23 protein-coding genes and 1 tRNA gene are annotated in these 24,074 nt (G+C 69.7%); 13 read left to right on the forward strand and 11 right to left on the reverse strand.

The features are described from left to right. Positions 1-198: 198 nt before the first annotated feature. Both Q8N19_RS10885 and Q8N19_RS10890 read right to left on the reverse strand, forming a co-directional pair. Entirely contained in the window at positions 199-624 is a 426-nt protein-coding gene (locus Q8N19_RS10885) for a PaaI family thioesterase (RefSeq protein WP_305590547.1), read from the reverse strand. Continuing rightward, complete coding sequence (locus Q8N19_RS10890) at positions 621-1,076, reverse strand: PaaI family thioesterase (RefSeq protein WP_305590548.1); 456 nt, start codon at positions 1,074-1,076, stop codon at positions 621-623. The genes Q8N19_RS10885 and Q8N19_RS10890 overlap by 4 nt, the downstream gene beginning before the upstream one ends. A gap of 358 nt (positions 1,077-1,434) precedes the next feature. Between Q8N19_RS10890 and Q8N19_RS10895 the strand changes: the two genes are divergently transcribed. Continuing rightward, a complete protein-coding gene (locus tag Q8N19_RS10895) occupies positions 1,435-2,445 on the forward strand; it encodes a ligase-associated DNA damage response exonuclease (RefSeq protein ID WP_305590550.1) in 1,011 nt (336 codons plus the stop codon). A gap of 11 nt (positions 2,446-2,456) precedes the next feature. Here Q8N19_RS10895 and Q8N19_RS10900 read toward each other — a convergent pair whose 3' ends face one another. Next, positions 2,457-2,723: a DUF3892 domain-containing protein gene (locus Q8N19_RS10900; RefSeq protein ID WP_305590552.1), complete on the reverse strand. Its 267-nt coding sequence runs from the start codon at positions 2,721-2,723 to the stop codon at positions 2,457-2,459. 92 nt (positions 2,724-2,815) lie between these two features. Here Q8N19_RS10900 and Q8N19_RS10905 point away from each other — a divergent pair, with 92 nt between their 5' ends. Further along, positions 2,816-4,438, forward strand: a complete 1,623-nt coding sequence (locus Q8N19_RS10905; RefSeq protein WP_305590554.1) for a cisplatin damage response ATP-dependent DNA ligase — start codon at positions 2,816-2,818, stop codon at positions 4,436-4,438. Positions 4,439-4,683: 245 nt separating this feature from the next. On the opposite strand, the gene Q8N19_RS10910 is transcribed toward Q8N19_RS10905, so the two are convergent. Next, the gene (locus tag Q8N19_RS10910; RefSeq protein ID WP_305590557.1) at positions 4,684-5,214 is read right to left on the reverse strand and encodes an HAD family hydrolase; all 531 of its coding nucleotides are present in this window, start codon (positions 5,212-5,214) and stop codon (positions 4,684-4,686) included. A gap of 107 nt (positions 5,215-5,321) precedes the next feature. Between Q8N19_RS10910 and Q8N19_RS10915 the strand changes: the two genes are divergently transcribed. The 4 genes from Q8N19_RS10915 (at position 5,322) to Q8N19_RS10930 (ending at position 10,175) form a co-directional block, all read left to right on the forward strand. Next, positions 5,322-7,181, forward strand: coding sequence for a dipeptide ABC transporter ATP-binding protein (locus tag Q8N19_RS10915; protein ID WP_305590559.1), 1,860 nt, complete (start codon positions 5,322-5,324; stop codon positions 7,179-7,181). A gap of 71 nt (positions 7,182-7,252) precedes the next feature. After that, positions 7,253-8,362, forward strand: a complete 1,110-nt coding sequence (locus Q8N19_RS10920; protein ID WP_305590561.1) for a GNAT family N-acetyltransferase — start codon at positions 7,253-7,255, stop codon at positions 8,360-8,362. An 83-nt stretch (positions 8,363-8,445) separates the two neighbouring features. Further along, positions 8,446-9,654, forward strand: coding sequence for a threonine ammonia-lyase (locus tag Q8N19_RS10925; protein ID WP_305590563.1), 1,209 nt, complete (start codon positions 8,446-8,448; stop codon positions 9,652-9,654). 38 nt (positions 9,655-9,692) lie between these two features. Further along, positions 9,693-10,175 carry an FKBP-type peptidyl-prolyl cis-trans isomerase gene (locus Q8N19_RS10930; protein ID WP_305590565.1) on the forward strand — a complete coding sequence of 161 codons (483 nt, stop codon included), beginning with the start codon at positions 9,693-9,695 and terminating at the stop codon, positions 10,173-10,175. A gap of 24 nt (positions 10,176-10,199) precedes the next feature. On the opposite strand, the gene Q8N19_RS10935 is transcribed toward Q8N19_RS10930, so the two are convergent. Beyond that, a complete protein-coding gene (locus Q8N19_RS10935) occupies positions 10,200-11,918 on the reverse strand; it encodes an ATP-binding protein (RefSeq protein WP_305590567.1) in 1,719 nt (572 codons plus the stop codon). A gap of 203 nt (positions 11,919-12,121) precedes the next feature. On the opposite strand from Q8N19_RS10935, the gene argE reads away from it, so the two are divergent. Beyond that, on the forward strand, positions 12,122-13,300 hold the full coding sequence (gene argE / locus Q8N19_RS10940; protein WP_305590569.1) for an acetylornithine deacetylase: 1,179 nt from the start codon (positions 12,122-12,124) through the stop codon (positions 13,298-13,300). Here the strand turns inward: argE and Q8N19_RS10945 are convergent. Further along, positions 13,260-14,297: a glycosyltransferase family 2 protein gene (locus Q8N19_RS10945; RefSeq protein WP_305590571.1), complete on the reverse strand. Its 1,038-nt coding sequence runs from the start codon at positions 14,295-14,297 to the stop codon at positions 13,260-13,262. The genes argE and Q8N19_RS10945 overlap by 41 nt on opposite strands. A gap of 36 nt (positions 14,298-14,333) precedes the next feature. Between Q8N19_RS10945 and rfbC the strand changes: the two genes are divergently transcribed. The 3 genes from rfbC to Q8N19_RS10960 are packed head-to-tail and all read left to right on the forward strand — an operon-like array spanning position 14,334 to position 16,605. Then, positions 14,334-14,891 (forward strand): dTDP-4-dehydrorhamnose 3,5-epimerase, encoded by a 558-nt coding sequence (gene rfbC, locus Q8N19_RS10950; RefSeq protein WP_305590573.1) that lies wholly within the window; start codon positions 14,334-14,336, stop codon positions 14,889-14,891. Further along, the gene (locus tag Q8N19_RS10955) at positions 14,891-15,727 is read left to right on the forward strand and encodes an acyl-CoA thioesterase II (RefSeq protein WP_305590575.1); all 837 of its coding nucleotides are present in this window, start codon (positions 14,891-14,893) and stop codon (positions 15,725-15,727) included. The genes rfbC and Q8N19_RS10955 overlap by 1 nt, the downstream gene beginning before the upstream one ends. 59 nt (positions 15,728-15,786) lie before the next feature. Then, positions 15,787-16,605: a crotonase/enoyl-CoA hydratase family protein gene (locus Q8N19_RS10960; protein WP_305590577.1), complete on the forward strand. Its 819-nt coding sequence runs from the start codon at positions 15,787-15,789 to the stop codon at positions 16,603-16,605. A gap of 274 nt (positions 16,606-16,879) precedes the next feature. Here the strand turns inward: Q8N19_RS10960 and queG are convergent, their stop codons facing one another. The 4 genes from queG to Q8N19_RS10980 form a co-directional block, all read right to left on the reverse strand. Next, positions 16,880-18,013, reverse strand: coding sequence for a tRNA epoxyqueuosine(34) reductase QueG (gene queG / locus Q8N19_RS10965; protein ID WP_305590579.1), 1,134 nt, complete (start codon positions 18,011-18,013; stop codon positions 16,880-16,882). Further along, entirely contained in the window at positions 17,994-18,680 is a 687-nt protein-coding gene (locus tag Q8N19_RS10970; protein WP_305590581.1) for a glutathione S-transferase family protein, read from the reverse strand. The genes queG and Q8N19_RS10970 overlap by 20 nt, the downstream gene beginning before the upstream one ends. A 116-nt stretch (positions 18,681-18,796) precedes the next feature. Continuing rightward, complete coding sequence (locus tag Q8N19_RS10975) at positions 18,797-19,741, reverse strand: cation diffusion facilitator family transporter (protein ID WP_305590583.1); 945 nt, start codon at positions 19,739-19,741, stop codon at positions 18,797-18,799. Between the two features lie 70 nt (positions 19,742-19,811). Next, positions 19,812-20,918, reverse strand: coding sequence for a citrate synthase/methylcitrate synthase (locus Q8N19_RS10980; protein WP_305590585.1), 1,107 nt, complete (start codon positions 20,916-20,918; stop codon positions 19,812-19,814). An 88-nt stretch (positions 20,919-21,006) separates the two neighbouring features. Here Q8N19_RS10980 and Q8N19_RS10985 point away from each other — a divergent pair, with 88 nt between their 5' ends. After that, on the forward strand, positions 21,007-22,182 hold the full coding sequence (locus Q8N19_RS10985; RefSeq protein WP_305590587.1) for a citrate synthase: 1,176 nt from the start codon (positions 21,007-21,009) through the stop codon (positions 22,180-22,182). On the opposite strand, the gene Q8N19_RS10990 is transcribed toward Q8N19_RS10985, so the two are convergent. Next, the gene (locus Q8N19_RS10990) at positions 22,134-23,114 is read right to left on the reverse strand and encodes a complex I NDUFA9 subunit family protein (RefSeq protein ID WP_305590589.1); all 981 of its coding nucleotides are present in this window, start codon (positions 23,112-23,114) and stop codon (positions 22,134-22,136) included. The genes Q8N19_RS10985 and Q8N19_RS10990 overlap by 49 nt on opposite strands. Positions 23,115-23,265: 151 nt before the next feature. On the opposite strand from Q8N19_RS10990, the gene Q8N19_RS10995 reads away from it, so the two are divergent. Together Q8N19_RS10995 and Q8N19_RS11000 are read left to right on the forward strand one after the other, a co-directional pair. Next, a tRNA-Leu gene (locus Q8N19_RS10995) sits at positions 23,266-23,352 on the forward strand. Between the two features lie 101 nt (positions 23,353-23,453). Further along, positions 23,454-24,071 (forward strand): ribonuclease D, encoded by a 618-nt coding sequence (locus Q8N19_RS11000; RefSeq protein ID WP_305590591.1) that lies wholly within the window; start codon positions 23,454-23,456, stop codon positions 24,069-24,071. The last annotated feature ends 3 nt before the right edge of the window (positions 24,072-24,074 follow it).

The following is a 24,074-nucleotide window of genomic DNA, read 5'->3' on the forward strand; positions in this document are numbered from 1 at the left end:
ACCCGAGGGCCCGTGCACACCTGGCCTGCTCGGTGCTCATGGATGGCCCGGTCAAGCCGGGCCATGACGGCGGAGGGGGAGGGGTTGCGTCTCAGGCCGTTAGAGAAAACCACGAAGGGCACGAAGATCACCAAGGGCGCGGTGTCTTCGTGCCCATTGTGCCCTTTGTGGTGACCTTCTAACCGGCGCTCCGCGCCGTCAGCCCTCGGTGGGCGTCTGGAAGTGGCCGCGGATGGCGGCGACGGGCTTGGCGCGGGCTTCCTGCCAGGCCTCGACGTGGACCGATGAAATCCGGCGGCCGGCCTTCTTGATCTCCGCCCGGGCATAGGTGTCCATGGCCCGGCCCGGCCGCAGATAGTCGATGGTCACGTCGATGGTCTTGGCGGGCCGGGGGCCGCCGGTGATCACCGCCAGTTGGGCCAGCGCCGTCATCTCCATGAAGGCGCCCAGCACGCCGCCATGCAGGGCCGGCAGCAGTGTGTTGCCGATCAGGTGCGGCGAGAAGGGCAGGATGGCGGTCATCTCGTCCCCGGCCAGCTCGGCCCGCATGCCGAGGAAGGCGATATAGGGGGTGCGCGCCAGGAAGGCGGCCAGCCGCTCGGCCGGTGTGGTCTCGGTGCTCATGCGCCGCCTCCGATCAGGGCGAAGGCCGCCTGGGCTGTCGCCACCGGATCGTCGGGGTCGCCGTCATGGGCCAGCGCCCGGACAAAGGCGATGGTGCGGGTCAGCTTGTAGCAGTGGCCGTCGGCGATCAGGTCGGCCTGGGGCCTGGCCGGCCGCATATAGTCGATGCGCAGATCCAGCGTGCCCTGGGGGACCGCATTGGCTGCGCGGATCGACAGGCCGCAGACATGGTCGAGCAGGGTGGTGACGACGCCGGAGGCGATGACCCCGGTCTCGGGGTCCCCCACCAGGTCGGCGCGCCAGGGAACCCGGATGGCGCCGCGGGCTTCACTGATGGAGACGAACTGGAAGCCCAGGGCCTCGGTTTGCGGAGTGCGGGTGACCATGTGCCGGGCCGCCTGCTCGTCCAGGCGCCCGGTCATGGCGGTGATGAAATCGGGCGGCTTGACCATCCCTGAGGGCCTAGCGGCTTGCCCTCGGGGCGGTCAACGAAAACGGCGCCGCCCGAGCGTCTTAGAACAGCGGCAGGGTGTTGCTGTAGGCGGCGATGGCGATGGCCAGGACAGGGGTGGCGGCCAGGGCGATGTTGGCGAAGGCGAGGAGGTTGGAGCGGATCATGGCGGGTCTCTTCAGGTTTGTGTGGGTGGAGCGCGTCGGCCGCGTTCCGATGACCCGTGTATAGTTTCTCGCTCTTCGGAATACTCGTTAAGTCTTGGTCATGAGCTCGATTTCATAATATGAATACTGTGTAATGAAGTGGACGTTTCGTAATCTGGCGGCGGCGGGCCGGGCTCACCATCTGGAGAGGCGATGATCAGACCGCAGGACCTGCTCTGTCCCCGCCCCGAAGGGCTCTATTGCCCGCCCGGCGACTTCTACATCGACCCGGTCCGGCCGGTGGGGCGCGCCGTGGTGACCCACGGCCATGCCGACCACGCCCGCTCAGGCCACGGGGCGGTGCTGGCGACGCCGGAAACCCTGGCCATCATGGGCGAACGCTACGGCGCGGATTTCACCGCCACCCGCCAGCCCGCCCCCTATGGCGAGACGGTGGCCCGGGACGATGTGGAGGTGACTCTGGTCCCGGCCGGCCACGTTCTGGGCTCGGCCCAGGCGGTGGTCCGCTGGAAGGGCCTGACCATGGTGGTATCCGGCGACTACAAGCGACGGCGAGATCCCACCTGCGCGGCCTTCGAGCCCGTCCCCTGCGACGTCTTCATCACCGAGGCCACCTTCGGCCTGCCGGTCTTCCGTCACCCGGACGACGCCGGCGAGATCGCCCGGCTGCTGCGCTCGGTGGCCCAGTTTCCCGAGCGGACGCACATGGTCGGCGCCTATGCGCTCGGCAAGGCCCAGCGGGTCATCCGCCTGCTGCGCGAGGGCGGCTGGGACAAGCCGATCTATGTCCACGGCGCGCTGGAACGCCTGAACCGCCTCTATGAGGACCACGGGGTGGACCTTGGCCCCCTGCTGCCGGCCACCGTCGACAAGAAGCAGGACTTCGCCGGCGCCATCGTGATCGGCCCGCCCTCGGCGCTGGTCGATCGCTGGGGGCGGCGGTTCAACGACCCGGTCCTGGCCTTCGCCTCAGGCTGGATGCGGGTCCGCGCCCGGGCCCGCCAGCGGGGCGTGGAGCTGCCGCTGATCATCTCCGACCACGCCGACTGGGACGAACTGACCGCCACGGTGGATGAGATCCGCCCTGGCGAGCTGTGGATCACCCATGGCCGGGAGGAGGCCCTGGCCCGCTGGTCCGAGCTTGCGGGCATTCCGGCCCGGGCGCTGGCCCTGGTCGGCTATGAGGAAGAGGACGAGGCGTGAGGCGGCCGTCCTCAGATGCAGGGCGGCAGGGTCAGCAGGCTGTCGTTCCACTGGCTTTTGGCATAGGCCCGCAGGTACTTGCCGTTCGGCCCATTGAGTATGTTGATCTCGGCCCGCTCGCCGCCGACCTGGAGATAGAAGGTGTCGCGGCCCCCCTCGATGGCGGCGATCACCTCGGCCTTGCTGCGCTTCCAGCCGTTGCCGCCCAGATGGGTGATCCCCTCGTGGGGGTTCTTCCGGGGCTGTCTCGTGATGCAGGTCACGCGGGCGTCGGCCATGGTCAGGGGCTCCCGGGCTTGCGCGCCAGTCGGCGCGGTCACCTCCGCTATAGCCGAACCGCTGCGGCGCGCCAGCCGGGGCCGGGCCTCTGATGCGCGCCTTCGCCGATCTGCTCGACCGTCTGTCCCTGACCGCCTCGCGTAACGCCAAGCTGACGCTCGTGCGGGACTATCTGGCCACAACCCCCGATCCCGACCGCGGGTGGGCGCTGGCGGCCCTGACCGGCGACCTCTCCTTTTCCGCCGCCAAGCCGGCCTTCATCCGCAAGGCGGTGGAAGAGCGGATGGACGCCGTCCTGTTCCGCTGGTCCTACGACTATGTGGGGGACCTGGCCGAGACCGTGGCCCTGGTCTGGCCCACCCGCCCCGGCGCCAACCGCGAGCCGGAGCTTTCCGAAGTAGTGGACGCCCTGGCCGGCGCCAGTCGGGCCGAGGTCCAGCGGCTGATCGAGGGCTGGCTGGATGCGCTGACAGACCCCACCGCCCGCTGGGCGCTGCTCAAGCTGATGACGGGGGGCCTGCGGGTCGGCGTTTCCTCGCGCCTGGCCAAACAGGCCTGCGCCGATCTGGGCGGGGTGGCGATCGCCGAGGTCGAAGAGGTCTGGCACGCCCTGCACGCGCCCTATGAGGACCTGTTCGCCTGGCTGGAGGGTCACGGGGCGCGGCCCTCCCCCGATGTGCCGGGGCGGTTCCGGCCGGTGATGCTGGCCCAGGCCATCGATGAGGCCGTGGATTTTGGCCGCCTCGACCCGGCGGCCTATGCGGCGGAGTGGAAGTGGGACGGCATCCGCATCCAAGCCGTCAGCGAGGCGGGCGTGAAGCGGCTCTACAGCCGCACCGGCGACGACATCTCGGCTGTCTTTCCCGACGTGGTCGAGGCGCTGGATTTCGAGGGCGCCCTGGACGGCGAGCTGCTGGTGCGCCGCGACGGCGTCGTCGCCCCGTTCGGCGATCTGCAGCAGCGGCTGAACCGCAAGACCGTCGACGCCAAGATGCTGCGGACCTATCCGGCCGCCATCCGCGCCTACGACATCCTGGCCCTGGAGGGCGAGGACCTGCGGACCCTGGCCTTCACCGAGCGGCGCGTCCGCCTGGAGGCGCTGGTGGCGCAGCTGGCCGATCCGCGCATCGATCTGTCCCCCCTGCAGCCCTTCGAGAGCTGGAGCGAGCTGGCCGACCTGCGAGCCGATCCGCCGGCGGGCGATCCGCAGATCGCCGAGGGGCTGATGCTCAAGCACCTGACCTCGATCTATGAGGCCGGCCGCCCCAAGGGGCCGTGGTTCAAGTGGAAGCGCGACCCGTTCCTGATCGATGCGGTGCTGATGTACGCCCAGCGCGGGCACGGCAAGCGCTCCAGCTTCTATTCCGACTACACCTTCGGGGTGTGGACGATCGCGTCCGAGGGCGAGCGGGTGTTGACCCCGGTGGGCAAGGCCTATTTCGGCTTCACCGACGCCGAGCTGAAAGAGATCGACAAGTTCGTCCGCGACAACACGATCGAGCGTTTCGGCCCGGTCCGTTCGGTCCGCGCCGAGCCGCATATAGGCCTGGTCTTCGAGGTGGCCTTCGAGGGTCTGCAGCGCTCCCCCCGGCACAAGTCCGGCGTGGCCATGCGGTTTCCCCGCATCAGCCGCCTGCGCTGGGACAAGCCCCCTGGCGAGGCCGACGAGCTCTCCACCCTGGAGCGGATGCTCGACCAGATGGAGCGGCGGTAGGGGCGAGGCTGTGCGTCCTTCGAGGCTCGCTTCGCTCGCACCACAGGATGAGGGAGGTTTGTGCAGGCTGAACCGTCTCAGTCTGTCCTCATCCTGAGGCGCCCGAAGGGCCTCGAAGGACGAGGGCGGTCGCACAGCTTTCCCCGTCATGGTCGGGCTTGACCCGACCATCCATGAACACCGGATTGGACGCGGAGTGCATGGACCCTCGGGTCAAGTCCGAGGGTGACGGGTTGGTGAGCTGGTCACGGCAGCCGGCCCTCGGCCTTCAGGAAGGCGCGCAGGTCGCCGCCTTCGAAGAGCAGGCCCTCGACGCCGGCGCGGGCGGCGGCCTGCATGTCGCCGAGCTTGTCGCCGATCATGAAGGAGGCGGCGCGGTCCACCGGCCAGTCGGCCATGGCCCGCAGAAGCATGCCGGGATTAGGCTTCCGGTCGGGGGGATCGGGATGCCGATAGGTCTCGACCACCGCCTCGGGATGATGCGGGCAGTGGTAGAAGGCGTCGATCCGCGCTCCGTCCTTCGCCAGGTCCTCGGCCATGGCGCCGTGCAGGGCGTGCATGTCGGCCTCAGTGTAATAGCCCCGCCCGACGCCGGACTGATTGGTGACCACAAAGACCCACCAGCCGGCCCGGTTGAAGGCGGCGATCACGGCCTTGGCGCCGTCGATCCAGGTGAAGTCCGCCCAGCGGTAGACATACCCATGATCGACGTTCAGCACCCCGTCCCGGTCCAGGAAGAGGGCGGGTCTGGCGCGTTTTTCGGCGTCGGCGGCCATAGTCTCCCCTGAAGGCTCGCGGGGCGACGGCGCCCCGGCGGCGGTTGTTTCACAAGCGGGCGGCGGCGGTCTATGGTCACAGGCGAAACGATCTGGAGTCCGCCCCCTTGTCCGAGCCCAAGTCCGCGTCCGTGTCGGCGTCCGCCACACCCGTCCTGGCGATCGATGATCTGAAGGTCACCTTCGACACCCATGACGGCGCCGTCCAGGCCGTGCGTGGGGTCAGCCTGCAGGTGGCCCGGGGTGAGACCCTGGGCGTGGTGGGCGAAAGCGGCTCGGGCAAGAGCCAGACCTTCATGACGGTCATGGGGCTGCTGGCCCAGAACGGCAGGGCCACCGGCTCAGTGCGCTTCCAGGGGAAGGAGATCCTGGGCCTGAAACCCCGGGCGCTGAACCGTCTGCGCGGCTCGAAGATGACCATGATCTTCCAGGACCCGCTGACGGCCCTGACGCCGCATGTGCGGATCGGCGAGCAGATCGCCGAGCCCCTGCGACTGCATCTGGGCCTGTCGGCCAGCGACGCCATGGCCCGCGCCCGCCAGTGGCTGGACCATGTGCGCATTCCCGACGCCGCCCGGCGCCTGCGCCAGTATCCCCACGAGCTGTCCGGCGGCATGCGCCAGCGAGTGATGGTGGCCGCGGCCATGGCCGGTGGTCCCGAACTGCTGATCGCCGACGAGCCGACCACGGCGCTGGACGTCACGGTCCAGGCCGAGATCCTCGACCTGATGGCAGAGCTTGGCCGCGAAACCGGCACGGCCATGGTGCTGATCACCCACGACATGGGGGTCATCGCCCGCCTCGCCGACCGGGTCTGTGTGATGAAGGACGGACAGTATGTGGAGGAGGGGCCGGTGCGCGAGCTCTTCGCCACGCCCAAGGTCCAGTACACCCGCGACCTGCTGGATGCGATCCCGCGCCTCGACCGCGCCGACCGCGGCGGCCGGCCCACCGTCACGCCCGTGGCCGCCGACGCCCCGGTGATCGTCGAGGCCAAGGATATCAAGGTCTGGTTCCCCATCCGCCAGGGGCTGCTGGGCGGCATGCGCCAGCTGCGGGCCGTGGACGGCGTTTCCTTCGATGTCCGCCAGGGCGAGACCCTGGGCGTGGTGGGCGAGAGCGGCTGCGGCAAGTCAACCCTGTCCCGCGCCGTGCTGAATCTGGTCAAGCCCACCGACGGGGTCGTCACCCTGATGGGCCGCGACATCACCCACGCCCAGAAGGCGGAGATGCGGGCGGCCCGCAAGGACCTGCAGATCGTCTTCCAGGACCCGCTGGCCAGCCTCGACCCGCGCATGACCATCGGCGACTCCATCGCCGAACCCCTGAAGATCTTCGCCCCGCAGCTGAACCGCGACGCCCGGGACGCCGAGGTGGCCGGCATGATGGCCAGGGCCGGCCTGTCGCCCGAGCTGATCAACCGCTATCCGCATGAACTGTCGGGCGGCCAGAACCAGCGGGTTGGCATCGCCCGGGCCATGATCCTCAAGCCCAAGCTGGTCATCTGCGACGAGGCGGTCTCGGCCCTGGACGTCTCGATCCGCGCCCAGATCATCGATCTGCTCATCGACCTGCAGAAGGAGATGGGTCTCGCCATGATCTTCATCAGCCACGACCTGGCCGTGGTCCGGGAGATCAGCCACCGGGTGATGGTGCTGTTCCTCGGCCGGGTGATGGAGCTGGCCGACCGGGACAAGCTCTATGCCGATCCCCAGCACCCCTATACCCGCGCCCTCCTGTCGGCCGCTCCCATCCCCGATCCCGAACGGGAGCGCAACCGCCAGCGGCTGAAGCTGACGGGCGAGCCCCCCAGCCCCATGGATCCCGCCGCGGCCCTTCGTTTCCTGCCCTCGCGGGTCAGCGTCGATCCCCTGGCGCCGATCTATGTGCCTCGCCTGAACGAGGTGGCGCCGGGGCATCTGGTGTCGGAATTCGACGTGGACTGGGAAAAGCGCGGCGCCGCCTGAGCCGGCAACCCGTCGGAAACCCTTCGGCGCGTAGCATGACTCGACCGCAACCCTGTCGAGTAGCCCCGTCCATGTCCGCCCTGCAGATCGAGGTGGTCCGTCCCCAGGACCTGACGCCGGCGCGCCTGGACCGCTGGAGTGAGCTGCAGGCTCAGCAGGACATCACCTATGACAGCCCCTTCCTGTCGCCCCACTGGGCGCGGGCGGTGGAGCGAGCCCAGGCCCGGGCGGCCACCGCCACCCGCGGCGTAAGGGTCGCGGTGGTGGGCGACGGGACCCAGGATCTGGGCTTCATGGCCGTTCATGTGGGGGGCGCCACAGCCCTGCCCGTGGGCGCGCCGCTCTGCGACTATCAGGGCCTGGTGGCCGCGCCGGGACTGGAGATCGGCGCCCGCGACATCGTCGCCGCCCTGGGGGTCCAGCGCCTCGACTTCTGCCACATGCTGGACGCCAGCGGCCCTTTCCAGGGCTTCTCGCACGGGGAATCCCTCTCGCAGGTGGCCGATATCGGCCCCAGCTACGAGGCCTACGCCGCCGAGCGCCGCGCCGCCGGCGTCGGCCTGCTCAAGGATTGCGACAAGAAGCGCCGCAAGGCGCAGCGGGAGGCGGGCGAGGTGGTCTTCACCCCCTTCAGCCGTGCGTCGAGCGACTTCGACCAGCTGATCGCCTGGAAGCGGGCCCAGCTCAAGGCCACCGGCCAGTTCGACATCTTCCAGCCCGGCTGGACCCGGCGGCTGATCTCCGACCTGTTCGAGAGCCGTGACCCGGAGTTCGGCGGCGCGCTGTTTTCCCTGCACATCGGCGGCAAGCTGGCGGCGGTTCATCTGCATCTGCGCGGCGCCCGCACCATCCACGGCTGGCTGATCGCCCATGATCCAGCCTTCGACCGCTATTCGCCGGGCCTGCTGCTGTTTCAGGACATCCTGCGCTGGATGGAGACCACCCCCTATCATCGCCTGGACCTCGGGGCGGGCGACTACCGGTTCAAGCGCGAGCTGGCCAACGCCCAGGTGAGCGTCGGCCACGGCTTTGTCGGCGTGCTCTCCCCGGCCACCCTGCTGCGGCAGGCCGCCTACAGCCTGCGCAGGGCCGCCGAATCCCTGCCCCTGGGGGGCATGTCGGAACTGCCGGGCAAGGCCATGCGCCGGGTCGACCGCCTGCGGGGCCTGCGCTCGGCCTGACATTGCGAAGGGCGCCTTGGCCCGATAGGTTGCCGGCCTTTCCGCCCGCGGTTTCGGGCGGCCTCCCCGGACCTCCGATCCCCATGACGCTTTCCATCGACGACATCCGCGCCGCAGCCGACCGGCTGAACGGCCATATCGAGCGCACCCCGTGCCGCCTGTCGAAGACGCTGTCGGAGATTACCGGGGCCGAGGTGTGGGTGAAGTTCGAGAACCTGCAGTTCACCGCCGCCTATAAGGAGCGCGGGGCGCTCAACAAGCTGCTGCAGCTGACCGACGCTGAAAAGAATCGCGGCGTGATCGCCGCCTCGGCGGGCAATCACAGCCAGGGTCTGGCCTATCACGCCGCCCGCCTGGGCATTCCCGTGACCATCGTCATGCCCCGCTCCACCCCCTTCGTGAAGGTGCAGCAGACCCGCGCCTTCGGGGCCGAGGTGGTGCTTGAGGGCGACGGCTATGACGAGGCGTCGGGCAAGGCCAAGCAGATCTGCGAAGAGCGCGACCTGGTCTTCGTCCATCCGTTCAACGACCTGGACGTCATGGCCGGCCAGGGGACGGTGGCCCTGGAAATGCTGGAGGACGTGCCGGACCTCGATGTCCTGCCCATCCCCATCGGCGGTGGCGGGCTGATCGCCGGCTGCGCCACGGCGGCCAAGCACCTGAAACCCGGCATCCAGGTCGTCGGTCTGGAGCCGGCCATGTATCCCTCCTTCACCGCCCGGATGCGCGGCGTGAACGGGGCCAGCGGCACGGGCGGGGCGACCATCGCCGAGGGCATCGCCGTCAAGCAGGTGGGGGATGTCAGCTATGGCGTCGCCCGGCCGCTGATCGACGAAGTCCTGCTGGTCGAGGAGCCCTTCTTCGAGCGCGCCGTGGCGCTGTACTGCAATGTGGAGAAGACCGTGGCCGAAGGGGCGGGCGCCGCCGCCCTCGCCGGTCTGCTGGCCTATCCCGAGCGGTTCCGCGGCAAGAAGGCCGGCCTGATCATCACCGGCGGCAATATCGACACCCGCCTGTTGGCGTCGGTCCTGACCCGGGAACTGGTGCGCGAGCAACGCCTGGTCTCCCTGCGGATCATCGGCGACGACCGGCCGGGTCTGCTGGCCAATGTCTCGGCCATCATCGGTCAGATGGGCGCCAACATCGTCGAGGTGGCCCATAACCGCCTGGCGCTGGACGTGCCGGCCAAGGGGGCGGAGTTCGACATCATGATCGAGACCCGCGACGCCAAGCACACCCAGGAAATCATGGACGCCCTGCGCGAGCGGGGCTATCCGCCCCGCGCCGTCTGACCTATTTCCGCCACGCCCTCCTCTCAAGGATGCCCTTGATGCTTGCCCCCCTGTTCGCCCTGGCCGCGGCCCTCGCCCTGGTCGCCTGCTCTCCGCAAGGGGGGGAGGCGGCGTCCGAGGCCAAGATCTACATGGAGCAGAACGCCGAGCGCGACGGGGTCGAGACCCTGCCCTCTGGCGTCCAGTACGAGGTCGTGCGTTCAGGGCCTGCCGAGGGTCTGAAGCCGAGCCTGGGTGACGAGGTCAAGGTCCACTATGAGGGCAAGCTGGCCGACGGAGAGGTGTTCGACTCCTCCTATGAGCGCGGCGTGCCCGCGGCCATGCCCCTGGCCGGCCTGATCCCGGCCTGGCTGGAAGTGCTGCCGCTGATGCGGCCGGGCGACGAGTGGATCATCACTGTGCCGCCGGAGATGGGTTACGGGGAGTCCGGCCAGGGGCCGATCCCCCCCAACAGCGTGCTCATCTTCCGCATCGAACTGATCGACGTGCTGCCCGGCCCCGGCCGGGTCCAGCGGGGCTAGGCCCGCGCGCGTCGAAAATAGGCTCTAGAGGGCGGCCTCGAGCACCCCATAGAGGCGGGTGACGTCGATGGGCTTGCTCACATGGCTGTCCATGCCGGCGGCCAGGAGTTCGTTCACCTGGTGATCCATGGCGTCGGCCGACAGGCCGATGATCGGGGTCCGTCGCCGGCCCTGGCTCCGTTCCCGGGCGCGGATGGCCGCCGTGGCCGCCAGCCCGTCCATCACCGGCATGCGCACATCCATCAGGACCAGGTCCCATTCGCCGGCCTCCCAGGCCGCGACGGCCGCGGCGCCGTCGGCGACCATGACCGGCTCGACCCCGAGCGGCGCCAGCAGGGCCTTTAGCACCACCTGATTGACCTCATTGTCCTCCGCCGCCAGCACCCGAAGCCCGTTCAGGCCGCCAGCCGGAGGGGCGGGGCCGTCGTTCGGCGCGGGCGCGGCGTCGCCGAGCCGGACCAGGGGCGCCGAGAGAGAGAAGGTCGAGCCCTGGCCCGGCGCGCTGGTCGCCTCCAGCGCCCCGCCCATCAGTCCGCACAGCTCGTGAGAAATGGCTAGGCCGAGACCGGTCCCCCCGTGCCTTCGGGGGGTTGAGGAATCCAGCTGGGCGAAGCGGACGAACAGGCGGCCGAGCTCGGCCTGGCTCATGCCCGGACCCGTGTCGCTCACCCAGAGTTTAAGCCGCCCGGAGACGGCCTCGGCGCCCAGGATGACCCTGCCTTCGTCGGTGAATTTCACGGCGTTGGACAAAAGGTTGAACAGCACCTGGCGCAGGCGGGTGGGATCGCCCTGAAAGACCCCTCGGGCGCTGTCGTCGACGGCCATCTCCAGCTGCAGGCCCTTGTCCAGGGCCAGGGTGGCGAAGGTGGCCCGGGCCGACTCTAGGATCTCATTGAGATCGAAGGGGATGGATTCCACCTCCATCTGGCCGGCCTCGATCTTCGACAGGTCCAGCACATTATTCAGGAGCGCGGTCAGGGCCTCGCCGGACTGGCGGATCACCTCCAGCCGTTCCCGCTGCGGGGCGCTGAGGGTGTCGCGGCTCATCACCTGGCTCATGCCCAGCACGCCGTTCAGGGGGGTGCGGATCTCGTGGCTCATGGTGGCCAGGAAGGCGCTCTTGGCGGCGTTGGCCGTTTCCGCCGCCCGTTCGCCATCCCGGGCGCGGTCCAGGGCCTCGGCCAGGGCGCCTTCGATGGCCTCCCGGTGCAGGGCGGCTTCCAGCACATAGGCGAACATGGCGCCGACCGCGATGGCGGCCACGGCGACTGCGGGCCAGGGGGTGGCGGCTGGGCTCAGCAACAGCCCTGCCAGGGCCATTGCGCCGACGGTGGTGAGCGCCGCGCCGCTGATCAGGCGGGACGCCGGCAGTTCGGCCGCGCCGCTCAGGGCGACCGCGCCGATCATGGCCATGGCGGCGACCGCGGCGGTCTGATCCCCGGTCATCAGCAAGGCCAGCGGCATGGCCCCATAGCCCAGGGTCTCGATCAGGGTGAAGGCCGCCAGACCCTGCTCGGCCGAAGGCCCCGGCGCCGGGACCGCCAGCAGCCGGCGGCAGAGGAGTTGGTTGAACAACTGGAGGACGAAGTTGGTGACAAACCAGGCGGCGGAAAAGGCGAAGGGCAGCCAGAGCAGGCTGCCGATGGCCGCCAGCAGAGTCAGAGGCAGGATCACCCGGGCGTCGCGCTTGCGAAATCTCGCCACATCGACCCATCGGGGAGCCGGAGGAGACTCAGTGCTCATGACAGCGATCCTGGATTGCGTCCCGACCGGTCGCCCGCAGGACGCGAGTCATATTGGTGAACGGCTCTTAACGCTGTGTGAAAAGCGGGCAGCCCCCGGACCCATGGGATAGGCCGCCTACCAGTTTGGCGCCCGATCCGGGTAAATCAGCCAGCGCCGAAGACGTCTGGAGCCCCCGCGCCCGGAGGTCTAGGCTTGGACCCATGTCATCCTCCCAGACCCTCACGCCCCGCGCGCTCGAGATCCTCGAGCGCCTGGTGGCTTTCGACACCACCTCGCGTCTCTCCAACCTGGCCCTGATCGAATGGGTCGAGGCCTATCTCGACGGCCACGGGGTCGGGCACCGCCGGGTGCCTAACGCTGAAGGGACCAAGAGCAATCTGATCGCCACCATCGGTCCGGACATTCCGGGCGGGGTGGTGCTGTCGGGCCATACCGACGTGGTGCCGGTGGACGGTCAGCCCTGGACCTCTGATCCGTTTCAGGTGACGTCGCGGGACGGGCGGCTCTATGGGCGGGGGACCTGCGACATGAAGGGCTTCCTGGCCCTGTCCCTGGCCGCCGTCCCCGACATCCTGGCCACCCAGCCGAAGAAGCCGGTCCACCTGGCCTTCTCCTATGACGAGGAGGTGGGCTGTATCGGCGCGCCGGACATGATCCGCATCATCGCCAGCGAGCTGCCGAGGCCCGCGCTGGTGGTGGTCGGCGAGCCTACCAATATGGAGGCCGTCAGCGGCCACAAGGGGATCAACACCTTCCGGGTGACGGTGCGCGGGCATGAGGCCCACTCCAGCCAGACCCAGCTGGGCGCCTCGGCCAATATGGTGGCGATCCGGCTGATGGGGCAGCTGTGTGATCTGGCCGAACAGCTGGAGCGCGATGCCGATCCGGCCTCGCCGTTTACGCCCAAACACGCGACGCTCACGGTCGGCCAGGTGAACGGCGGCACGGCGGTGAACATCCTGGCCCGGGAGTGTGTCTTCCTCTTTGACCTGCGCAGCCCGCCGGGCCTCGATCCTCAGGCGGTGCTGGCCCCCTTCTTTGCGGCCTGCGCGGCCGCCGACGCTGCGCTCAAGGCCCGCTTCCCCGACACCGGCGTCGAGGTGATCCAGCGCTCGCACACCCCGCCGCTCGCGCCGGAAACCGACGGGGCGGCCGAGGCCTTCGCCCGCCGGCTGGCCGGCGACAACGGCCCGGCCCGGGTGGTGGCCTTCGCCGCCGAGGCCGGCCAGTTCCAGGAGGCGGGCTTCTCCACCGTCATCTGCGGCCCGGGCTCCATCGACCAGGCCCACCAGCCCGACGAATTCGTCGAGGTCTCTCAGATGGAGCGGGGCGGAGCCTTCATGGCGCGCCTCGTCGACTGGGCCGCAGCGGGCGAATGACCGCCCGGCGGCCGCGCAGGTCATTGGGATTCCAGGTCATGGCGCGGGCGATCTGCAGGGCCGAGACGCGGCGCTGCGCCTGAGTCCGTCGACGGCTTGTCCAGACCGGCCCCAGCCCGGAGACGGCGGCCTTGAACCCCCGCCAGGTTACGCCCAGCAGCGGGCGGTTCTGCGGCCGCAGGCTGACCACGGCGAAGGCCAGCAGATGGAGCGGCAGGATCACTGGCAGCAGCAGGGCCGGGGTGTTCTTGACCAGCACCCAGAAACGGTTGCGCGTGCCGTGGAAGACGGCGAATTCCGACTTCGGCCCCCCGGACGTGGCCGAGCCCTCATGGGCGATGACGGCCGCCGGGACCAGCAGGGTGGGCTCGCCGGCCAGCTGCAGGCGGTAGCCGAAGTCCACGTCCTCGCAATAGCAGAAGAAACTCTCATCCAGGCCGCCAAGGCTGAGGAACAGGGCGCGATCCACCATCATCGCCGCGCCGCAGGGGGAGAAGACCTCCCCTTCGGGCGCATCGCCCGGATCCGGGTTCAGATAGCCCCCCCGATAGGGGATGGCCGGCCCCGACATGACGTCGCCCAGGCCGTCCAGCAAGGACCGGTCGCGGGCCATCACCTGGCGGGACGTGAAGGACAGAACCTGAGGATGACGGGCGGCGGCGGCCACAAGCTGCTCCAGCCAATCGGGATCAGGGTAGGCGTCAGGATTGAGCAGGACCAGCCAGAGGCCCCGGGCCTCGCGCGCCCCCAGGTTCACGCCGGCGGCGAAGCCGAGATTGGCCCCGGCCTCGATCACCCGGGCGAAGGGGTGACCCTTAGCCGCCCCATGGGCCTCGCCCTGAGGCGAGGCGTTGTTGACGATCAGCAACTCGTGGTCGCCGAAGGTCTGGGCGGCCAGGGCGGCGACGCAGGCCGGCAGGCTGGCGGCGCTGTTATAGGCGACGATGACGACGCTGAGCGCAGGGGGCGCCTTGTCTTCGCCGAAAGGCTCGTTCATGCCGGGGCGCGCTCCAATATCGATACGTAGAGTTTCATGACCGCCATCACCCCGCTCGCCCTGCCCGAGGTTCTGCTTATCACGCCCAAGCGTCATGGCGATGCGCGGGGCTGGTTCGCCGAGACCTGGAGCCGCAAGACTCTGCGCGAGGCCGGCCTCGCCTGCGACTTCGTGCAGGACAACCAGGCCTTCAACGCGAAAAAGGGCACGGTGCGGGGGCTGCACTTCCAGACCGCGCCCCACGCCCAGGCCAAGCTGGTGCGGGTCCTGCGGGGCGCCATCTATGACGTCGCCGTCGATGTGCGGCCGGGCTCGGCGACCTTCGGCCAGTGGGTTGGGGCCGAACTGACGGCCGAGGGCGGCGAGCAGCTTCTGGTCCCCCGCGGCTTCGCCCACGGCTACTGCACCCTCACCGACGATTGCGAGCTGTTCTACAAGGTGGACGGCCTCTATGCGCCGGACTGCGAAGGCGGGGTGATCTGGAACGATCCGGACCTGGGCATCGATTGGCCGGTGACGGCGGACGGGGCCATCACCTCGGACAAGGACAAGATCCTGCCCCGCCTGAAAGACATGCCGGAGGCCCATTTCTGATGAGCGAACCGCAGAACGAACTGCTGGAAATCCTCAACCTCGAACAGATCGAGCTCGACCTCTATCGCGGCCTGACGCCGGCCCGGCAGGGCCAGCGCATCTATGGCGGCCAGGTGGTGGCCCAGGCCCTGACCGCGGCCTATCGCACCATCGAAGACCGGCTGTGCCACTCCATGCACGCCTATTTCATCCGGCCCGGCGACCCGTCGATCCCGATCCTGTTTCAGGTGGACCGGGCCCGCGACGGCGGCTCGTTCTCGGTGCGCCGGGTGACCGCCATTCAGAACGGCAAGCAGATCTTCAATCTGGCGGCCTCTTTTCAGGTCCCTGAGGACGGCTTCGAACACCAGGATCAGCTGCCCGTCGTGCCGGCGCCGGAGGACCTGCTGAACGAGGAGCAGCTGCGCGAGGCCGATGGGATTCCGCCCCGGGACCGGGACTGGCCTGTGGAGGTCCGCCCCATCGACCCGCAGCGCCGGGACCAGACCGAGCCCATGGCCCCGCTCTATAATGTCTGGTTCAAGGCCCGAAAGTCGGTGGGGACCGATGTGGCGGTCAACCAGTGCGCCTTGGCCTATGGCTCGGACATGAGCCTGCTGGATGCGAGCCTGCGGCCCCATCCGGTCCCCCACGGCCACCTGCAGGTGGCGAGCCTCGACCACGCCCTGTGGTTCCACCGGGCCAGCGACTTCTCCGACTGGCACCTCTATGTCCAGGACAGCCCCTCGGCCTCGGGCGGGCGAGGCTTCAACCGGGGCTCGATCTTCGACCGCCAGGGCCGTCTGGTGGCCTCGGCCACGCAGGAGGCGCTGATCCGCCATCGCCCGCCGGGTTGATCCGTGACAGTCTTTCGTGACACCGGCGGCGAAGCCGGGAGCCAAGCGGGAGGATGCTCATGAACGACCGGGTGAAGGTGGAGATCAAGAACGGCGTCGCCGACGTGCGCATGGTCCGCACCGACAAGATGAACGCCCTGGACGACGCCATGTTCTCGGCCCTGATCGAGACGGGCGAGGCGCTGAAGACCACCAAGGGCGTTCGCGCCGTGGTGCTGTCGGGCGAAGGGCGCGCCTTCTGCGCCGGCCTCGACATGGGCTCCTTCGCCGCCATGGCCTCTGGCGAGCGCAACCGCGGGGCGGCCGATGGCGGGACCCTTTTGACCCCCAACCGCACCCCTGGCGGCTCCAACCGGGCCCAGCACGCCGTCATGGTCTGGCGCGAACAGCCGGTTCCGGTGATCGCGGCCATCCATGGGGTGGCCTTTGGCGGCGGCTTCCAGCTGGCCCTGGCTCCGGACATGCGCTTCGTGACGGCTGACGCCCGGATGGCGGTGATGGAGATCAAGTGGGGCCTGGTGCCCGACATGGGTGGCCTTGTGCTGATGCGCCATCTGGCCCGGGGCGACGTGATCCGCGAGCTGACCTATTCGGGCCGCATCTTCGACGGCGAGGAGGCCCATCGGCTCGGCTTCGCCACCCGGGTCTGCGCCGATCCCTTGGCCGAGGCGCTCGCCTTCGCCGCCGACATCGCCGGCAAGAGCCCCCACGCCATCCGCGGCGCCAAGCGGCTGATCGAACTGGCCGAGACACCGGCCAGCCAGCACGACATCCTGCTGGCCGAGAGCGCCGAGCAGGGCGCGGTCATCGGATCGCCCAACCAGAAGGAGGCGGTGATGTCGAACATGGAGAAGCGCCCGGCGGTCTACGCCGACTGAGGGCGTGCTCATTGCGGCCGTCCTCGTCCTTCGAGGCCCTTCGGGCGCCTCAGGATGAGGACGGACTGAGGCGCCTCACCAGCCTCCCTCATCCTGAGGTGCGAGCGAAGCGAGCCGCGACGGACGGAGGGCATCACCCCTCTCGTCGCCCTCGGACTTGATCCGAGGGCCCATGCACACCGTGGCCGGATCAGTGTTCATGGATGCTCGGGTCAAGCCCGAGCATGACGGCGGTGGGGTGGTGGGCATGAGCCCTCACGCTACGCCCTAGGCGTTAGACAGGCGTCTGCCCCCACTCGGCGCGGACCGCCTCGTCCGGCTCCCCCGGCAGGGCCAGCGCCCGCTCGCCCGCAAAGGCGTCGGGCGGCAAGAGCTGCGAGAGCGCCCAGACCGCGGCGCCCCTGACGACGGGCGCCGCATCGCTCAGCCGCTCGCGCACCACCTCAACCAGGGCGGGATCTCCGCTGTTGCCTAGGGCGTAGAGGACGTTGCGCACGAACCGGTCGCGGCCCAGGCGCTTGACCGCGCTCTGAGTGAAGAGGGCGCGGAAGGCGGCGTCGTCCAGGGCAGCCAGGTCTTGCAGGCGCGGGGCCTTCAGGGCCTCGCGGGCCTGCAGCTTCGTCTCCCGGGCGCCCTGGGCGAACTTGTTCCAGGGGCAGACGGCCAGGCAGTCGTCGCAGCCATAGATGCGGTTGCCGAGCATGGCGCGGAACTCGGCCGGGATTGGTCCCGACAGTTCGATGGTCAGGTAAGAGATGCAGCGCCGCGCATCGAGCTGATAGGGCGCGGGGAAGGCGTCGGTCGGGCACACATCCTGACAGGCCCGGCAGGAGCCGCAGGCGTCCTCGCCGGGGGGATCGGGCGTCAGCTCCAGCGAGGTGAGCACCGAGCCGATGAACAGCCAGGAGCCGAACTGGCGCGAGACGAGGTTGGTGTGCTTGCCTTGCCAGCCCAGGCCCGAGGCTTCGGCCAGGGGCTTTTCCAGCAGGGGGGCGGTGTCGACGAACACCTTCACCTCGGCGCCGAAGGTCTGGACCATCCAGGTCGCCAGCTGTTTGAGCCGCTTCTTGATCAGGTCGTGATAGTCCGACCCTTGCGCATAGACCGAGATGGCGCCGCGATCGGGGTGATCCAGTATGGCGCGCGGATCGTGTTCCGGGCCGTAATTGACCCCCAGCATCACGGCGGAGCGGGCGTCCGCCCACATGGCCTGAGGGTGGGAGCGACGCTCCAGGGTCGTCTCCAGCCAGGCCATCTCCCCATGCCGGCCGTCTTCCACAAAGGCGGCCAGGCGCTCGCCAGCGATCCAGGGCTGGTCGGCCCGGGCCAGGCGGCAGTCGTCGAAGCCCAGGGCGAGGGCTTGGCGGCGGATCAGCGCTTCAGGGGGTTCAGAAATCGAGATCGTCATAATGGGCCGCGGGCGCGAGCCCCGGCCAGCGATCGGCGAGGAGCGGCCGGAAGCAGGGCCGGGACTTTACTGTCATGTACCACGTCTTGACGACCGGAAAGTCGCGCCAGGGCACGTCGCCGAAATAGTCGATCACCGACAGATGCGCCGCGCCGGCGAAATCGGCCAGGCTGAGGCGCCGCCCGGCCAGCCAGTCGCGCTCGGCCAGCAGGCTCGCCAGATAGGTCAGATGGATACGCAGCGCCTCGCGTCCGCGACGCAGGGCGGCCAGGTCCGGCGCCCCCATGCGCAGGAGGCGCTTTTCCATCTTCTCATGCAGCAGGAAGGAGCCGACCTCATAGTCGAACTTGCGGTCGAACCATTGCAGCAGCCGGCGGGCCTCGGCCCGATCGACGGCTTCGCGGCCCAAGAGGGCGGGTTCAGGGTGGCGCTCCTCCAGGTAGTCGAGGATGGCGCGGCTCTCACACAGAACCAGCCGGCCGTCGGGCCCGTCCTCCACCAGCACCGGCGTCAGGCCAGACGGGTTCAGCGCCGACAGGTCGTCAGGCTGCTCCCAGTAGCGGACGACCACGTCCTCGAACGCCAGGCGCTTTTCGCCGAGCGCCAGACGGACCTGCCGCGAGGCCGGGTCGAGCGGAAAGTGGTAAAGGGTGCGTTGGACGCTCATGCCGGCATTTCGCCGCGAATGCGGACAGTTTGATCAGGTCTCGATAAGGCCTGGGGGGCCTTAAGGGCGCGTTTACGAAGCCTGCGGCGCCGCCCCATCTGGGTGACTCTGCGGCTTCAAGTCGCGGCGGTTTCTGCAAACGCGCCACCGTGGGGCTCGGCCCGGCCCCTCGGGTCGGCATGGATCAGGATGTCGGCGGCCGGGAAGTGCTTCAGAAGGCGATTCTCGGCCTCGACGATGACCTGGTGGGCGGCGTCCAGGGTCAGGTCCGGATCCAGGTCGGCGTGCATCTGGATGTGGACATAGGGGCCTGAGGCGCGGGTGCGCAGCTGGTGGATGTCGGTCAGGCGGTCGTCCTGCGTCATCAGCCGAACGATCAGCGCCCGCTGATCCTCCGGCAGTTCGTGATCCATCAGCTGGTGGGCGGCCTCGCGGAAGACGCCGATGGCCGCCCAGACCAGCAGGGCCGCGACGATGAGACTCGCGACCCCATCCAGGCTGACAAAGCCCAGCAAGGCGGCGCCGGCCACGCCCAGGAGGGCGGCGAGATTGGAGGCGAGGTCCGAGAAATAGTGCGCCCGGTCGCCGGAGACGGCCACGGACCGGGTCTGGCGCAGCACCCGGGTCTGGGCGGCCACCAGAAGGCCGGTGAGCGCGATCGAGGCGGCCATGACGGCCATGGCCCAGCCCCCGTGGGTGATCGGCTGGGGGTCCAGAAGGCTGGCTATGGCCTCCCGGCCCACCAGGGCGGCCGAGGCGAAGACCAGGCCCGCCTGCATCAGGCTGGCGAAGGCTTCGGCCTTGCCGTGCCCGAAGCGGTGCTCGGCGTCGGGCGGGGCTACCGCGTAACGGACGGCGAAGAAGGTGATCAGGGAGGCGATCAGATCGAGGCCGGAATCCGCCAGGGAGGCCAGCACCGCTACAGATCCGCTGGCCACCCAGGCGCCGGTCTTCAGGGCGACCAGGACCAGGGCGACGGCCACCGACAGCAGGGTGATCCTGCGGGTCAGGGCGGCGGCCTGGGCCGGGGCCAGCGCCGGGGTGGAGGCGGATGCGGTCATCCCCCGATCCTAGCCCCTGGCTCAGCCGGCGCCAGCGGGAGAATCCGCCCCCGCCGACGCCGGTGGTCGATCAGGCCGCCTTGCGAGGCTCTGGGCCCACATAGACCGACTGGGGCCGCACCAGCCGACCGCCGGCCAGCTGCTCACGGGCATGGGCCAGCCATCCCACCACCCGGCCCATGGCGAAGACGCAGGTGAAGGCCTGGGGCGGGAAGTCCAGGGCTTCCAGCAGGAGGGCGGTGTAGAACTCCACATTGGTGTCCAGCGGCCGGTCGGGCTTGTGGGTCTTGAGAATATCCAGGGCCGCGGCCTCGACGGCCTCAGCGAAGGCCACGCGGCCGGGGCGGGCGCCGGCGTCCTGGGCCAGGGCCCTCACCGGCCCCTTCAGCGCATCGGCCCGAGGGTCGCGGACCCGGTAGATGCGGTGGCCAAAGCCCATCAGCCGCTCGCCCCGGGCCAGGGCCGCCTCGATCCAGGCCCGCGCATTCTCCGGCTGGCCGATTCCGTCCAGCATCTCGATCACCGGCCCCGGCGCGCCCCCGTGCAACGGGCCTTTGAGCGCGCTGATCCCGGCCAGGACCGCCGAGGTCAGGCCGGCCCGGGTCGAGGCCACCACCCGGGCGGCGAAGGTCGAGGCGTTCAGGCCATGGTCGGAGACGGTCACCAGATAGGCGTCCAGGCCTGCGACCTGGGCGGCGGTGGGGGTCTGGCCGGTCAGCATGCGCAGGATGTCCGCGGCATGGGGCTTCGCCGGATCCGGGGCGATGGGGCTCTGGCCGGCCTGGACGCGGACCACGGCCGGGGTGAAGACCGCCGGCGCGGCGATCAGCCTGAGGGCGGTGGCCAGATCATCCCCGTCGGGGAGACGGGCGATCAGGGCGCGGACCGCCTCCACCGGCTCAAGGGCGGCCAGACCCTCATCCAGGTGCGCCACCTGGGCGAACACCTCGACGCGGGCCTGGCCGAGGGCGGCGCCCAGATCAGACGGCAGATCCTCGAAGAAACCGCCGAACAGCAGGGCGGTGAGGTCCTCAAACGTGGCGTGGCCGGCCAGGTCGTCCAGGGAGCGGCCGCGGATGATCAGGCGGCCGGCCTGGCCGTCCACCTCCGACAGGACGGTGCGGGCGGCGACGACGCCTTCGAGGCCTTCGGGGGGCGCAGAAGCATGGGCGTTCATGGGGAGGCTCCGGTTTCGACTTGCGCGCGAGGATTTCGACCGGCAGGCTCCACCGTCAATCTTGATCAATATAATCAATGTAGACCTCATGACCGACTGGATCGCCGCGGACGAGGCCTGCGCCCGGCTCAATGTCCGCAGCCAGACCCTCTATGCCTATGCCAGCCGAGGGCGCCTGACCGCCCGGCCAGATCCCGCCGACCCCCGCCGCAGCCTCTACCGCGCCGCCGATGTGGCGGCCCTGGCGGAACGAAAGGTCCGGGGCCGCAAGGCCGCCGCGGTGGCCGCCGGGGCCATCGCCTGGGGGGAGCCGGTGCTGGACTCGGCCATCACCACCGTCATCGGCGGGACCCTCTATTATCGCGGCCGCGACGCCGCCGAACTGGCCGAGAGCCAGACCCTGGAGGCGGTGGCCCGCCTGTTGCGAGGTGGCGACGGGGCGGCCCTGAAGCGCACCGCCCGGGGCGCGTCGCCGACCGGCTCCGACATGCGGGCCCGGGCCTTTACGGCCCTGGCCCAGCGGGCCGGGATCGATCCGCCGGCGCTCGGCCGCCATCCCCTGGCGCTGGCGGTGGAGGCCGCCACCCTGCTGGATGTGCTCACCGATGCTGTGGCCGGGGCGCCGGCCAGCGGCGCCATCCACGAGCGCCTGGGCCAGGCCTGGGGCTGCGCCCGGGGGGATGGCGGCGCCGACCTGATCCGCCGGGCCCTGGTGCTGCTGGCCGACCATGAGCTGAACGCCTCGACCTTCGCCGCCCGGGTGGCGGCTTCCACCGGCGCGTCCCTGTCGGCCGCGGCGCTGGCGGGCCTCTCGGCCCTGTCGGGGCCGCGGCACGGGGGAGCTGGCGACGCCATGCGCGCCCTGGCGTCAGAGGCCGCGCAGTTGGGGCCGGCCGCCGCCATCGCCGCGCGGCTGGCCCAGGACCGCAGCCTGCCGGGCTTCGGCCACGCCCTCTATCCGGAAGGCGATCCCCGCGCCGAGGCCCTGCTGGCCCGGTTCGAGCCGCCGGCGGACCTCGCGGCGCTGAGGGTCGCGGTGGCCGGCGCCACCGGCCAGCGGCCCAATGTGGATTTCGCCCTGGTGGCGCTCTCGGAAGTTCTGGGATTGCCGAAGGACGCGCCCTTCGCCCTGTTCGCGGTCGCCCGCTGCGCGGGATGGATCGCCCACGCCATCGAACAGGTGCAGACCGGCGGCCTGATCCGGCCGCGCGCCCGCTACGCCGGGGTGGCGCCGATATCGAGTTCCGGCGGCTCGGCGAACTGACCGCCCTTGCGGTAGCGATAGAGATAGGACCCCACCACAGACTCCACGGCGGTGGCCTCGACCCCCAACTCGGCCAGGCCCGGCAGGGCCGGGTTGGCGACATTGTCCACCTTCAGCTGCGCCACCTGGTCGGTGGTCAGCGGTGGGGCGATCGGGGTCAGGGCCACGAGATTGCCCACCTGGCCGATCAGGCTGGCGACGCCGAAGGGCAGGGGCAGCAGGAATCGGCGACGCTGGGTCTCGCTCAGCACCAGTTCCAGAAGCTGACGGAAGGTGAGGATGGCGGGACCGCCAAGCTCATAGGTCTGGCCCGCGCTGGCGGGATTGACCAGGGCCGCGGCCACGGCCCGGGCCACGTCGCCGACAAAGACCGGCTGGAACTTCGTCTTGCCGCCGCCGATCAGCGGCAGGGCCGGCGACAGCACGGCCATGGCGGCGAAGCGGTTGAAGAAATCGTCCTCCGGCCCGAACACGATGGACGGCCGTAGGATCACCGCCTGAGGCAGGGCCTCGCGCACGGCGGCTTCGCCGGCCGCCTTGGTGCGGGCGTAGACCGAAGGGCTGCCCGCGTCCGCGCCGATGGCCGAGACCTGGACCATACGGGCGACGCCGGCGGCCTTGGCCGCCTCGGCCACGTTGCGCGCGCCTTCGGCATGTAGGCTGGCGAACTTCTGACGGCCGCTCTCATAGAGAACGCCGACCAGGTTGACGCAGGCGCTGGCCCCGTCCAGCGCCCGGGCCACGGAGTCCTTGTCGCGGATATTGGCCTGGACCACCTGGATCTGGCCCACATCGCCAAGCAGCAGAAGGTCATAGGCCCGGGCGGGCTGGCGCACAGCCACCCGCACCCGATGCCCGGCCCGGGCCAGAGCCCGCACCACCTGACTTCCCACAAAGCCCGATCCGCCGAAGACGGTGACGAGATCCTGCATGGCCCGGCCCGTTGATTTGCAAACTTCCCGAGCCGCCCGGATAGACGATGCGGACCCCTGCTGCAATGCGACTTCAATTTCCGATGAAAAGGTCCGTTGACGCCCGTCTGGCTTTTCCCTAGTAGTCCCGCCTCCCGATCCGACGGACCGGGCCCAGGTGGCGGAATTGGTAGACGCGCTGGCTTCAGGTGCCAGTGGCTTAACGGCCGTGGAGGTTCGAGTCCTCTCCTGGGCACCACCCCTTTCTCAGGTCTCCGCGGGGGTGGCCGTCCTTTGCTCCCCCGCAGGACATCCCAAAGCCGCGCGGCGAGGCCCGCGCCATCTGCGGAGCAAGCGGTCTTGGCCAATCATCTTCACAAGGGCGACCTGCCGGCAGGCCTGTTCGATGGCGTCGAGTCGGTGGCGGTTGATTCAGAGACCATGGGCCTGCGTCTGGGGCGCGACCCGCTCTGTGTGGTGCAGATCTCGGCAGGCGACGGGGACGCCCATCTGGTCCAGCTGGACCGGGCGACCTATGACGCGCCGAACCTGAAGGCCCTGCTGTCCAATCCCGCGATCACCAAGATTTTCCACTTCGGGCGATTCGACATCGCCATGTTCCATCTCCATCTGGGGGTGATGACCGCGCCCGTCTACTGCACCAAGATCGCCTCCAAGCTGGCCCGGACCTATACCGACCGGCATGGGCTAAAGGATGTGACCCGCGAGATGGTGGGCGTCGACCTGTCCAAGGCCCAGCAGAGCTCGGATTGGGGCGCGGCCACCCTCTCCGACGATCAGGTGGCCTATGCCGCCTCCGACGTTCTGCACCTGCACGCTGTTCGCGCCCGCCTCGACGGCATGCTGGCCCGGGAGGGCCGCGATGGCCTGGCGCGGGCCTGTTTCGAGTTCCTGCCGCATCGGGCCCTGCTGGACGTGGCCGGATGGGAAGACTCCGACATCTTCGCCCACACATGAGGC

The organism is Phenylobacterium sp. (genome assembly GCF_030693405.1).
GTDB lineage: Bacteria > Pseudomonadota > Alphaproteobacteria > Caulobacterales > Caulobacteraceae > Phenylobacterium.